The sequence below is a fragment of the Deltaproteobacteria bacterium genome (genome assembly GCA_019309045.1).
Lineage (GTDB): Bacteria > Desulfobacterota > Syntrophobacteria > BM002 > BM002 > JAFDGZ01.
The window spans coordinates 1-12,367 of the sequence record JAFDGZ010000027.1 but is presented as its reverse complement, the minus strand read 5'-3'; the positions used below and the strand labels follow the sequence as shown (position 1 = coordinate 12,367).

General features: G+C 54.3%; 13 protein-coding genes. 12 read left to right on the top strand and 1 reads right to left on the bottom strand.

Annotated features, from left to right (window positions below):
- Positions 1-760 precede the first annotated feature (760 nt).
- On the top strand, positions 761-1,297 hold the full coding sequence (locus JRI89_07770; GenBank protein MBW2071138.1) for a hypothetical protein: 537 nt from the start codon (positions 761-763) through the stop codon (positions 1,295-1,297).
- A gap of 138 nt (positions 1,298-1,435) precedes the next feature.
- On the top strand, positions 1,436-1,870 hold the full coding sequence (locus JRI89_07765; GenBank protein ID MBW2071137.1) for a hypothetical protein: 435 nt from the start codon (positions 1,436-1,438) through the stop codon (positions 1,868-1,870).
- Here JRI89_07765 and JRI89_07760 read toward each other — a convergent pair.
- Complete coding sequence (locus tag JRI89_07760) at positions 1,846-3,225, bottom strand: MFS transporter (protein MBW2071136.1); 1,380 nt, start codon at positions 3,223-3,225, stop codon at positions 1,846-1,848. The two genes, JRI89_07765 and JRI89_07760, sit on opposite strands and share 25 nt — an antisense overlap.
- A 207-nt stretch (positions 3,226-3,432) precedes the next feature.
- Here JRI89_07760 and JRI89_07755 point away from each other — a divergent pair, with 207 nt between their 5' ends.
- The 10 genes from JRI89_07755 to JRI89_07710 all read left to right on the top strand — a co-directional run bounded on the left by JRI89_07755 (position 3,433) and on the right by JRI89_07710 (position 12,099).
- Entirely contained in the window at positions 3,433-4,224 is a 792-nt protein-coding gene (locus JRI89_07755) for an endonuclease/exonuclease/phosphatase family protein (protein ID MBW2071135.1), read from the top strand.
- A 47-nt stretch (positions 4,225-4,271) separates the two neighbouring features.
- Positions 4,272-5,093: a carbon-nitrogen hydrolase family protein gene (locus tag JRI89_07750; protein ID MBW2071134.1), complete on the top strand. Its 822-nt coding sequence runs from the start codon at positions 4,272-4,274 to the stop codon at positions 5,091-5,093.
- 74 nt (positions 5,094-5,167) lie between these two features.
- On the top strand, positions 5,168-5,623 hold the full coding sequence (locus tag JRI89_07745) for a DnaJ domain-containing protein (protein ID MBW2071133.1): 456 nt from the start codon (positions 5,168-5,170) through the stop codon (positions 5,621-5,623).
- Positions 5,624-5,648: 25 nt separating this feature from the next.
- Complete coding sequence (locus JRI89_07740; GenBank protein MBW2071132.1) at positions 5,649-6,191, top strand: hypothetical protein; 543 nt, start codon at positions 5,649-5,651, stop codon at positions 6,189-6,191.
- A 133-nt stretch (positions 6,192-6,324) separates the two neighbouring features.
- Positions 6,325-6,504, top strand: a complete 180-nt coding sequence (locus JRI89_07735; protein MBW2071131.1) for a hypothetical protein — start codon at positions 6,325-6,327, stop codon at positions 6,502-6,504.
- Between the two features lie 382 nt (positions 6,505-6,886).
- Positions 6,887-7,399: a hypothetical protein gene (locus JRI89_07730; GenBank protein MBW2071130.1), complete on the top strand. Its 513-nt coding sequence runs from the start codon at positions 6,887-6,889 to the stop codon at positions 7,397-7,399.
- A gap of 253 nt (positions 7,400-7,652) precedes the next feature.
- Complete coding sequence (locus JRI89_07725) at positions 7,653-8,906, top strand: hypothetical protein (protein MBW2071129.1); 1,254 nt, start codon at positions 7,653-7,655, stop codon at positions 8,904-8,906.
- 85 nt (positions 8,907-8,991) lie between these two features.
- Positions 8,992-9,960 (top strand): GNAT family N-acetyltransferase, encoded by a 969-nt coding sequence (locus JRI89_07720; protein MBW2071128.1) that lies wholly within the window; start codon positions 8,992-8,994, stop codon positions 9,958-9,960.
- 99 nt (positions 9,961-10,059) lie between these two features.
- Positions 10,060-11,289 (top strand): glycosyltransferase, encoded by a 1,230-nt coding sequence (locus JRI89_07715; GenBank protein MBW2071127.1) that lies wholly within the window; start codon positions 10,060-10,062, stop codon positions 11,287-11,289.
- Positions 11,290-11,400: 111 nt separating this feature from the next.
- Positions 11,401-12,099 (top strand): PIG-L family deacetylase, encoded by a 699-nt coding sequence (locus JRI89_07710; GenBank protein ID MBW2071126.1) that lies wholly within the window; start codon positions 11,401-11,403, stop codon positions 12,097-12,099.
- Positions 12,100-12,367 lie beyond the last annotated feature (268 nt).

Genomic DNA, 12,367 nt, shown 5'->3' with positions numbered 1-12,367 from the left:
TGAGACTGGACTTTAAGGCAAATAAATATTTGCCCTGCTTTCATCGACACGAGAATCAAGACGATTTAATATATCTTCGATCATAGATCAGCAGATAGTAGCGACAATAATCTGAGGCAATTGGCTCCAAAGCCTGGGCGCGGCCAATGATCTCTTGCTGACCACGCTGCCCTGTCGGCACTCTTTGTGGAGCGGCAATCAGAGAGGCCTGTTAGCAGGCGTCATTTCTGGGTGGCTGGTGGACCGGCCGGTAAGCTAGAACTGCAGGACATTCAAAGGCTGGATTGTCGAGCAGCCCAGAATCATTGTTGGGGAGGACCACTGGGAGGCATTGAGGAAGTCGAAAATTATCATGTTGTCTTATTTGGAGGATCATGCTATACAGATGCAGGACAACTCATGTTCTCTAGTATCTCCAAGCCCACCCAAACCAGCTCTCGTTAAGTCCAACGGCACGGCGCATCTATAGCTCGCAAAGACGGACAGCGTCCCCTTGAGCGACGCCGGGTGCCTGGTGACGTTAGTAGAAGCTGGCAGGGCTTTGGTAATTGATAGACAGAGCCGTACAGGTGACTTATTGCCGGCCCTGGCCTGCGGCTCTGACAAACTCTGCAAGCAAGGCAGGGAAATGGATGGATACTTGGCGCTGCAGCAATTGCCAGCCTTATAGTGGCTCGAGCCTTTTCTGTAAGAGATAGAGATATGCCAGGCCAGAGTTGCAGCCGCACCCGTGGGCAGACGAAGAGAGTGGCCTAGTAGTATGGCTGAAATCATTCATCTCGAATCTGTTAGACTCAGGCAGGCAGCAAACAGAGGTTTCAAGAACTGGGCCAGACATTTTAGCGACAAGCTCGACGAAACCACCAGAATTGTGGACCTGTCGGATGAAACGCTTGCTTTCCTGGTCTCGCCCGAGGAACAGCGGATTTTTCTTCTCTATGATTTCATTATGGGGGTGCGACAGCTGGGGAAGGGCAGTGATTTCTTTTCTCTAGACAAGACTACCAAGATGGAAGTGGTGGATGTCTCCATTTTTCTACTGGACCAATTGCGATTCGAATGCATGCATCGGCTGAGATGGCTGGTTGCCAGTGAAACACAACGGCTGCCAATTGTGCAACTCGCCTCGCAGTATGAATCCAGGCCCAAAGGGCGCAGACCGGCGGTGCCCGAGTTGCACCCCTCTCACCCGCGTTATTATGAGTTTCGCAGTCTAACCGAGTTCGAAAGAGAACCTTTCATCCGTCGGATGATTCCCGCAGCAGTGCAGCAATTCATCAGCAGGGTGTCAGGATAAAATCTGCAGCCTGGCGGCCGTGGGCCAGCTAGGCGCGAAAGGAAACATGTGGTGCCGGATGTCGTTTTCCACTGGGCTTCGAAGCGAAAATTTGCTAAAAATAAAAAATTACACTACCAAGAAGGGGGCCGAGTGCTCATGACAGAGAACAATACCGCTCACAAACTTCGGTTTATGGACCTTATGCAGCGGTGTTTTCCTTTCAGGTGGAAGAGATATTGGGACTGCAGTATAAAAGACTTTGACGTGCAGGTGATGATGCTCGACATGAAAGATCCACAGACGAGCCCGGCGGATCGTTTGCTGCTGCACATAATGCTGAGCATAAAGAACAACCACCAAGAGCCAGGCCAGTTGGAGATCCCGGGAGCCCCCCAGCAAACCTTTCAAGATCTTGACAAGGAGCAGCAGCGAATTTTGCATCAATGGATGCATGATTATGGCTGCTTCGATATTTCCGCTCTAGTCCAAATTGGCGCCCGTCTGAAAGCTGACTTCTGCCGTGACAGCAAACATTCCGAGCACAGTTCTTCGCAGGCAAACTGCTGTCAACTTTGCTGCAACGGAGAGTGAGTCTCCTCACCGTTGCCCAGGCGCCTTTGCCGCTTTCCCTTTTCCACGTCCACCCCCGCCAATAAGGCCATGCCAACAAGGAAGAAGACTGTTATGGAGAGAACCGCGATTCTTATGTTGCCGGTAAGATCTGTAAGAAAGCCGAACAGCAGGGGACCAAGTATGGAGGAAAACTTGTTACTGACCGCGTAGAATCCATAAAATTCAGCACTGTGCGCCGGGGGTACGAAGCGACCATATAGGGAGCGGCTTATAGACTGACTGCCGCCGAGCACCAGACCTGCTGCCGCTGCCAGCAGAAGAAACTCCACCGCCGTCTGCACAAAGAAGCCGTAGCAGGCAACTGCAGTCCAGACGACCAGAGAGAGCATCAGAGCAAACTTGGCTCCGAACCAGTCTGCCAACTTGCTGAAGAGAATTGCCCCGGGTATGCCAATGACCTGGATGAGCAAGAGGGTAGTGAGCAGGGTAGAGGAGCTGAGTTGCAGTTCAGTCTTCCCGAAAATGGTAGCCATTACTATCACTGTCTGAATGCCGTCGTTGTAAATGAGAAAGGCAATGAGAAAGCGCAAGAGCTCGCTGTAGCTGCGAATCTTGGCCAGGGTTGTCCGGAGTCTGTGAAAGCTGCAGCGCCATACATTGTCGTCCGATGCTGGCGGCAGTGGGGCCCGCTCTTTGACCAGGACAAGTGTGGGTATAGTAAATACGGCCCACCACAGTCCCACGGAAATAAAGCACAGACGTGTGGCCAACAGCGGGTCTGGTATGTTGAAAAGGGCAGGATTCTTGACCATGAGCAGGTTGAGAGCGAGCAAGAGGCCACCGCCGAGGTAGCCGGCGGCAAAACCCCAGCCGGACAGGCGGTCCATTTTCTCCGGTTCAGCCATTTGCGGCAGGTAAGCATTGTAGAAGACATTGCCCCCGGCGAAGCAGATGTTGGCTATCATGAACAGAATGAGGCAGAGCCAGACATCACCTTTCTGCACCAGATAGAGGAGACTGGTGCAAGCTGCCCCAGTAAAGGCATAGCAGGCGAGAAAGCGCTTCTTTGCACCGGTGCGATCGGCTATGGCGCCGAGCAGCGGACTGCTCAGGGCCACCAGCAACAGGGATAGGGACACTGCATAGGCCCAGAGCGAGGGAGCCCGGGTGATCCAGCCTGGCCCCCCAGGAAGTCCAAGGTAGAGGCCCTGCTTGGGGAAAATGTATGCAAAATAGATGGGCAGCACTGCAGCAAGCACCGTGGTGGCGAAGGCTGAATTTGCCCAGTCGTAGAAGCACCAACCAATGATTTCACGGCCAGTTGTTTCTGCCCGGGTCGGACTGGGATGAGCTGCTGATGTATCTGAGTGCATGGCCTGAGACTGCTTGCCTCTCTTCGCACAGGTTTCAGTCTGCCAGGAAAGATTGTTGTCGGCACTACCCTTATTACCAGTTGCTAGCTTCTGATAGCAAGAAAGTTTCCATATGGGCTGGTCGCTACCGCTTGCGGCATCGTGCTGGAGTTATATATAATCCTGCCACGAGCGCCTAATTTTCCACAGGTGAGAAAGGAGTTGTTTTTGCGAGTCATGACCTTCAATCTCCGCTTTGAAAATGAATTTGACGGCGACAACTGCTGGGCGAACCGCTGTGAAATACTCCTCGAGACCATCAGGAAGTATAGCCCGCATGTGCTCGGCACCCAGGAAGGCAAGCCCTCGCAGCTTTCTTACCTGAGCCAGCACCTGCAGGATTACCAGATTTCTGCAGATTGGCGATACTGGGACGACAACTGCCAGTATCCCACCCTGTTTTTTCGCCGAGATCATTTTCTCTCTGTTGAAGGAGGAGAGTTTTGGCTGTCAGAAACACCTCATGTTCACCTCAGCAAGAGCTGGGATTCTGCCTTTCCGCGCATGCTGAGTTACGTGCTCCTGGAGATGAGAGATAACAGCCAGAGAGTGTGGTGTGCGGTGACCCATCTCGACCACATCTCGCGACTGGCCAGGGTAGAAGGGGCGAAAATTATTCGTGACTGGTCCGTCAATAGAGAGGAGCCGATAGTACTCATGGGGGATTTCAACGACATGCCGGGCTCTGAGGTTCACAAGGTGCTTACTCTCCCTGATGGCCCATTCGTGGACACCTGGCAGGTCCTGGGCAGGGAGGAAGATGAGAGGAGTTACACTCACCATGGCTTCACAGGCATCCCCCAGAAAGGAAGAATCGACTGGATCCTGGTGGTACCCGAAATAGTAGTAGTAGACGCAGTAGTGGCTGATGAAAACGTGGAGGGCCGCTATCCTTCGGACCACTTTCCCTACGTGGCCAAGCTCGAGCTCTCGGTGACTCCTGGAGCTGAACAACCTTAGTCAGACCGCTGAAGCACACTGCAGACGATTCGGAAAGTTGAGGTCATATGAAAGAGACAGTTCGAGTTGCTATTGTCCAGGCCAAACCCTATCCAGAATTAGCCGACCCTCGAAACATAGGACATGCCATCAGGCTGCTGGAGAAATGCTACGGCAGGGAGGTGGACGTTGCCTGTTTGCCCGAGTACTTTCCCTGGTCCGGAGATGAGGTGGTGGCGGAGATGGCGAAAAAACTCGGTTGTTACATCGTTGCTGGACTCATTGAGGTGGTGGGCAACCAGTGGTACAATACAGCCACGCTCTTTGACAGGCATGGCAACCTGGTAGGGCGCCAACGAAAATACAACCTGGGAAGATTGGAACGTGACCGCATGGGTCTCACGCCTGGAAGCGGGGACTACCCGGTATTCAAAACAGATTTTGGGCGCCTGGGCATTCCAGTCTGCCTCGATTTCTGGGGCCAGCCGGAAGCAGCAAGGCTTCTCACGGACCGTGGTGCTGACTTGATTATAAATCAAGCCATTTTCCCCCTTCTCAGGGGCCACTGGAAATATGGAGCCCTGGTACGTGCTTTTGACAATTTTATCCCGGTTGTGGGGATCAATACCGCTGATTTCAACAGCCGCATTGGCGGCCGGGTGTATCGACAGCATGGCGGTCACAGTTTCATTGTCCAACCACCCAAACTGGTCACGAAAGATGATTTCAGAATATGGTTCCGCAGCCTGGACAATCTAGAAAGTTGGGTTACAGTAGAGTTGGACAGGCGAGAACAGCTGAGCATCGAGGAGGTCAATCTGGGAACAGCTCGCAAGTTTCGCGGTGAATTCTGGCGCCAGCTCGGCATTCACAGGCGTCCATTCGAATAGGAACACTTTTGACTGATGGAGGATGTTGTTCTGAGAGGACATCCTCTTTGGCTGTTGTTCAGCAGGGAAATAACATGAGTTGGTTGAAACGCTACTGGCCTTTGCTCCTGGGCCTGCTCTACTTCATGAGCCCCATAGACGCCTTCCCCGACTCCATCCTGGGTCTGGGATGGACTGATGACATCTTGCTCATGTTCCTGGCCTTCTGGCTGTTCAGGAGACTCAGACCAGAGGCAGAGTATGGCCAAACAGGGAGCTCATACCGCAGCGGCGCCGGCAGAGCTCACCAGGCGGGCGATGGGACAACCGAAAGGCGGCGCCAGGAAAGGGATCCCTACGAAATTCTTGGTCTCGCTCCCGGAGCGACTGCTGAAGAGATCCGCTCTGCATATCGAAGGCTTGCCCAGAAGTATCATCCGGATCGAGTCACTCACCTCGGAGAGGAGTTTCAAGAGCTTGCCAAAGAAAAGTTTCAGGAAATTCAAAGAGCCTACGAGACCCTCAGCCACCAGGCCGGTGCAGGCGGCTAGGGAAATTCACAGGGGGCGGTCAGCTATGCCATTGCTGGATAGAGTGAATATGCACCTGCTCAATATCGAGTGCATGCCCACCTCCACCAAGTTCAACGCCATCATAGACCTCCCAGAGGATATCAGCGAACTGCTGCCTTATCTGGCGGCAGAAATCCGCGGCTGCACTTACATCCATGGCCACGACGAGCTCAACTACATGGAGGAGGGACACATTGTAGCCATTCGACCGCGGCAGATTACAGTGACAGCAGTGAAGTCCGAAAGCGAGGCCCGCAAAATCTGCGATTGTCTCAGAAACCTGATAAATGACGTCCATGACCGCAAGGAATCCATAACTCCGGTGCTGCGCAAACAAGCGCGGCTCGGGCCATTGGCAGTGTTCAAGGAACTTCCGGGCACCAATTGCGGCGACTGCGGCGAACCTACCTGTCTAGCCTTTGCTGCGGCAGTGGTCTCTCGCAAATCAATCATCAAGCGATGCGAGCCCCTTTTTCTGCCAGAACGCACGCCTCAGCGGCGAAGACTCTTGCAGCTCCTCACCGAGGCAGAATACGACATAGAGTAGATGCAACCGGGTGGTTATTTCTGACATGGGCAGACATTGTTGTCCGGGCAGCATACTGTTCGTGGTGCTTCAATCGCTTCGATGCCTTGTTGTGGTGACCTGTGCAATTGAAGGGCTACAGGTTGATGGCAAAATGAAAGTGCACCTGATAACCAGTACCATCAACCAGGCGGAGAGGGAACTGGAGGCACGGCAACAAGTTGGTAGCCGCAGGCTTCAGCCTGCGTTGTCCTGTGTTGTTATCTATTGCGGCAAGCAACTGCGCCATGGCGCCATTGTAGTACTGGCCGCTGGCTCAGCCTTGAGGTTTTAGCTGCCAGCAATCGGCTAGTGAAGGGGGTGCATTTTCATTTTGCCATCAACCGCTGTGCTTTAGACCAGGGCGCAAAGCCCCAGAAGGATGATCCTCCATAACGGCTCCAAGTAAAGCAAAACCAGAATGCAGACCAGGGGTGGAAGCCTCCAAGCATGTCAAAGTGGGAACTGCAACTCCTGCGGGAGCGGCATCTTACCGCCACAAGGGCCACGGCCGCGATCCCCGTACGGTTAAAGAGCTGCCAGTGTCGTCTTTCTTCCCTTAGCCGCAGCCCCTTGCCGAAACGGGCTTCAGAACCTGGGTGTGAACCGTACCCTTTCTGCGAGCTGGATTTCAGCAAGAGAATCCCCCATAATAGTTCTCACCAGGAGGTAGACTCATGCATATCCCCGCGATTTTTGTAGGCCTGGCGCTGCTCACCATGGGACGCCAACTGTACTGGATCTTTGTGGGGGCGGCTGGGTTTATCTTCGCCTCCAATCTGGCCAGTCAGTTCATGGTCGGCCATTCCCCGCTTCTCATGGTGATTGTCCCCCTGGCTGCCGGACTTGCAGGTGTGCTGCTGGCCATACTGGCGCAGCATCTGGCTGTGGGCATAGCGGGGTTTATCATGGGGGCCTATCTGCTGATTTTTCTCTTTTCTCTTTTTGGCCTCATGGGCCCTGGCTGGACTCTGGTCGCGGTAGCAGGCGGCGGCAGCCTGGCAGCAGCGCTGCTGCTTTTCTTTTTTGATTTTGCCCTGATCGCGCTGTCCTCACTCGCTGGTGCCACCCTTCTGGTGGGGGGCTTGTACTGGAACAGTATTTTCACCTGGATGCTCTATGCGGTGCTGGTCGTCTTCGGGGTGGCGTGTCAGACCATGCATTGGAAAAAGGGCAAGGAAGGGGATTGAGACATTACAGTAAAACAGACAATCATCCGGGGTTCTGCCCATTAGCAGCCGCCCGCTACTAGCAGGAAATCTCTGGAAGAGCACCAGGGAACCGGATGGCTCCAGTCCTGCTAACCTGAATAACCCTTTACAGTCAACGAAAAAAGACTTAATTTAATCAATCCGACCAGGATTGTAGTATTTTGACATTAGCTGCAATTTATCGGATGTTCGAGCGAGACATAGGCAACTCAGCTGGGGAGCACTGTCGAGTATGGTTGCAGGGAAAGGAACCATTGCTCTCATGGGTTCGGGAGAGCTGACTGCCACCATGGTGGCAGTCCACAGAGAACTCCTTAAAAGGGTGCCAGAGCCACCTCGGGCGGTGTTCCTGGATACACCCGCCGGGTTCCAGCTCAATGTGGACGAGATATCGCGGCGAGCAAAGGAATACTTCCAGAACCGCATTCAGCAACCATTGGAGGTGGCTTCTTTCAAGTCAAAGGAGACGAGTTCTCTCTACGAACTGGAGCAGGCGCTGCACAAGTTGCGGCATGCCAATTTCATTCTGATTGGTCCTGGCAGTCCCACTTATGCGGTTCGCCAGTGGCAACAGACGCCAATTCCAGGAATACTTCTCGAGCAAGTAGAAAAAGGCGGCTGCCTGGTAGCAGCCAGTGCCGCGGCCTTGACAGTGGGGCGCTATACCCTGCCGGTCTATGAAATCTACAAAGTGGGTGAAGACTTGCACTGGGTGGCTGGCCTGGACCTCCTGGCACCTTTCGGTTTCAATCTAGTGGTGATCCCCCACTGGAACAATGCAGAGGGAGGAAGCCATGATACCAGCTGCTGCTTCATGGGACAGCGCCGATTTGCAGAGCTCCGGGGCCTGCTGCCGGAAGAGGTAGCTGTTCTGGGTCTGGATGAGCATACTGCCTGTCTCATGAATCTTGCCAAGAACGAGGCAGTGATCAGGGGCATCGGCACAGTTACCCTGTGGCGCGGCACTGAGCAGCTGATCTTTCGAACGGGAGAGTCTTTTCCCCTGGATGTATTGCGGGGCAAGGGACTGGCGAAGAATGGCACTGCAGCGACTGCAGCAATGGTACCTGGTGCTCGGGACCTGGAGCACGAGGGAGATTCATTTTGGGAGAAAATCCATGCCATCAAGGATGCCTTTGATGCTGCCATGGCAGGGCATCGGCCCAGGGAAGTGACCAATGCCCTCCTGGAGCTCGACCGCACAATATGGCGGGCTAGAGAGGCTCTGGAGAGTGAAGAGGCAATCTCCCAGGCACGAGAGATTTTGCGGGATCTCATGGTGGTTGTCGGCCTGAGACTGGAGTGCTTGCCGAGGGACAGAGAAGAGTGGTTGACGCCCCTGGTGGAAGAAGTGCTCGCTGTGCGGCAAAAATTCAGAGAGGCGAGAAAGTGGCGGGAGGCCGACGAACTTCGCCAGTGCCTGGCGCGGGCAGGTATCCTTGTGGAAGATACAGAGAAGGGACCTCGCTGGCGCCTGAAGTCTTAGGCTGCTGTCACCATGGAGCAGATGCAAATCCTGAGAACAGCTGCAGGGGGGATGTAAGCTGAAAATAGCAGGCAAGCAATACTCTGTGAAGCTGGAGACCCTGGAGGGTCTCGACTCGTACTGGCGCAATGCTGCCTACTCTTTGAGGTGGGAGTGCCCTTTTGTACTGCCGCCATGGCTGCAGGTGTGGTGGCGTATTTTTGCCGAGGGGCTGCCTCCGCATATCTGCCTGGTGAGTTGCGAGGAGGAGCCCATCGGTATGGCACCCATTGTAGTGCAGGCACAGGAGGCCCGCTTCCTGGGTGATCCTGACGTATGCGACTACCTGGATTTCGTGGTTGCCCCGGGGCAGGGACAGCAATTCTTTCAGGTATTGCTGCAGTACCTCAGAGAGCAGGGGGTAAACCGGTTGAACCTGGGGCTGGTGCGGCCGGAGTCCATGGTGCTCACAGAGCTGGCCGCCAGGGCCGCTGCAGAGAAATGCCAGGTTAGCAGCCGACAGGAAGACGTCATCCTGGAGCTGATGCTGCCGCCGACCTGGGAGGACTTTCTGCAGCAGCTCACTGCCAAGGAACGGCATGAGACAAGAAGGAAGCTGCGACGGCTGTACAACAGTGGCCAGGTCAATTTCCATCTTGTGCAGCAAGTCAGTGAGGTAAGGGAAAAAATGGAGATCTTCCTTGCTCTGTTTGGTTTGAGCAGGGCGGACAAGGCCGCTTTTATGACTGAACAGATGAGGACATATTTCAGGGAGCTTGCAGAGGCAATGGCAGAGGCTCGCCTGCTGAAGCTCTTTTTTCTCGAGATCGACGGTGAGGCTGCAGCCGCTGCCATGTGTTTCGACTACAATTCCAGGGTCTATCTCTACAACAATGGCTATGATGCCAGATTCAGTTCCCTCAGTGTTGGTTTGCTCAGCAAGATTTTGAGCATCCGAGACAGTATTGGCCGAGGCTTAAAAATATACGATTTTCTCAAGGGAAACGAACCCTATAAACGGCGTCTTGGAGGCAAGCCTGTTCCCCTCTACAGATGTGAGATTGTTCTTGAGTGACCTGGTAGTCGAGCAAAAATGCAGGCAGGGGCGGCTCTGTTTTGCTGCAGCTGGAAAAAAGATCACAGTTGACTGAAAGGCTGGCCCGAGGTGATTCACTTGCCCACCAAAACGTTGAAAATAGCCATGCTGAGTGTTCACGCCAGCCCTCTAGGCAGGTTGGGAACCAGGGACACGGGAGGCATGAGCGTCTATGTCCAGGAACTGGCAGTGGCACTGGGCAAACGCGGTCATCGGGTGGACATCTATACTCGGCACCACGGTGGCGGCAGTGGCAAGAGCGTCACACTGGCTGACAATGTGCGCTTGCTCCATGTGAAAACAGGCAATGGCAACCCAGAGGACAAAATGGCTCTCTATAGCCATCTGGACGAGTTCTTCCAGAAGATGGATCGATTGCGCTGGGAAAAATCTCTTTCCTATGACATCATCCACAGCCACTACTGGCTCTCGGGAGAAGTGGGACAGATGGCCCAGCAAAGATGGCTCATACCTCATATGTTCATGTTTCACACAGTTGCTGCCATGAAAAACGGTGCAACTGCTGAGGAAAGAGAACCACGGCTTCGCATAGACGCTGAGATGCGACTGGCGAAAACTTGCCAGCGCATCCTGGTGGCCACAGACAGTGAAAAGCAACAATTGCAACAGCACTATGATGTTGCCGCCGAGGCAGTTGACGTGGTTCCTTGTGGCGTAAACCTTGATATTTTTCGGCCAATTGACAAACTTGCCGCTAGAGAGCAGCTTGCTTTTGACCCGGATGAAGCAATCATCCTGTATGTGGGGAGATTTGTTCCTTTGAAAGGCATAGAAAGGCTGCTGGAGGCGGTAAAATACCTGCAGCACCTGCCGTGGCTGCGACTGGTGCTAGTTGGTGGCGACGGCCCGGACACAGCAGAGACCCGAAACCTGCAGAGAATTTGCCGCCAGCTGGGAATCCACCAGCGGGTAACTTTTACTGGTAGTCTGCCACAAACTGATCTGCCGCCATACTACAGTGCTGCAGATGTTCTGGTACTGCCATCCCGTTATGAGAGCTTCGGCCTTGTGGCCCTGGAAGCTCTTGCTTCGGGCACGCCTGTGGTCGCCACCCGGGTGGGAGCCATGGAAGACGTCCTGCGCCAGGGCGAGACTGGACATCTAGTGGGCAACGGTTCAGCCAGGTTGTTGGCAAGCGGCATCGACTCTTTCATTGCCAGGAGGCACACTCTGTCGCCCGAGAAGATCCGTGCCTCAGTGCAGCAATACAGCTGGGCGCGCGTAGCCACAGCAATGATAGAGCAGTACCGCACGGTGTTCAGGGAATACCATGCTGTGAGAAACTGAGCCGACCAGCCGGTTCCAATGCTGGTTGAGCAGGTTGCAGGCACGTCGTAGCAGTCCATGCTTCTATTCACAAGCTTTCCTTCGCGGAGCAAGCAATAGCGGGAGGTCGGGATGAAAGAGACAGTTGACGTACTGGTGGTTACTGCTCATCCAGATGACGCCGAATTCGGGGCGGCCGGAACAGTGGCTCGCTGGGTGCGGCAGGGCAAGCAGGTTGCCTACCTTGTCTGCACCAACGGCGACAAGGGTACAGCGGACCGCAGCGTCAAACCTGAGCAACTGGCGCAGATCAGACAGAAAGAACAGCTTGCTGCTGCAGAGATCCTGGGAGTCAGAGAGGTGGTATTTCTGGGTTATCCTGACCAAGGCCTGGAAGACACCCCGGAATTTCGCAAACAAATTGTTCGCTGGCTGCGCATTTTTCGGCCCAGGGTGGTGGTCACCCTGGATCCCTATCGGCGCTACCTGTGGCATCGTGACCACCGCATCGCCGGCCAGGTTACCCTGGATGCAGTGTTTCCCTATGCCAGGGATCATCTGTCGTATCCAGACCTTCTCGAGGAAGGTCTGGAGCCCCACAAAGTAGAGGAGATACTGTTCTGGGCTGCGGAAGACATAAACTATCGCTCGGATATCACTGACACCTTTGCCCTCAAACTAGCAGCGCTGCGCTGCCACCAGAGCCAGATACAGGGCTTCCCCAATCCTGAAGATCTCGATGGCTGGCTGCGCCAGAGGTGCCGGGAGATGGCCCAGGGAGAAGACTTCGAACTGGCTGAGGCCTTTCACCGGCTGGTGTTTCCCTGGTAACTGGCTTGCCAGGAACATTTGCGCCGGTTCCGCCAAAGCTTGCAGGCGACGAAAGGCAGATGGCAAAGAAAAGACACTGCGATTATATGACTGCAAACAGCACTCTGAGCTCCAAGGTGGTGCATTTCAGAGATTTCAACTAATGTTGTTCCAGTGACATGGCCAGAGGCGGTTCGCTGCCAGTATTTAATCGGCTCATCCGATTGAAAAAATGCCTCTTTCGGTTCAGCTAGAAAAAGGCAGGGTCCAACCTTTGGCCCTGCCTGGT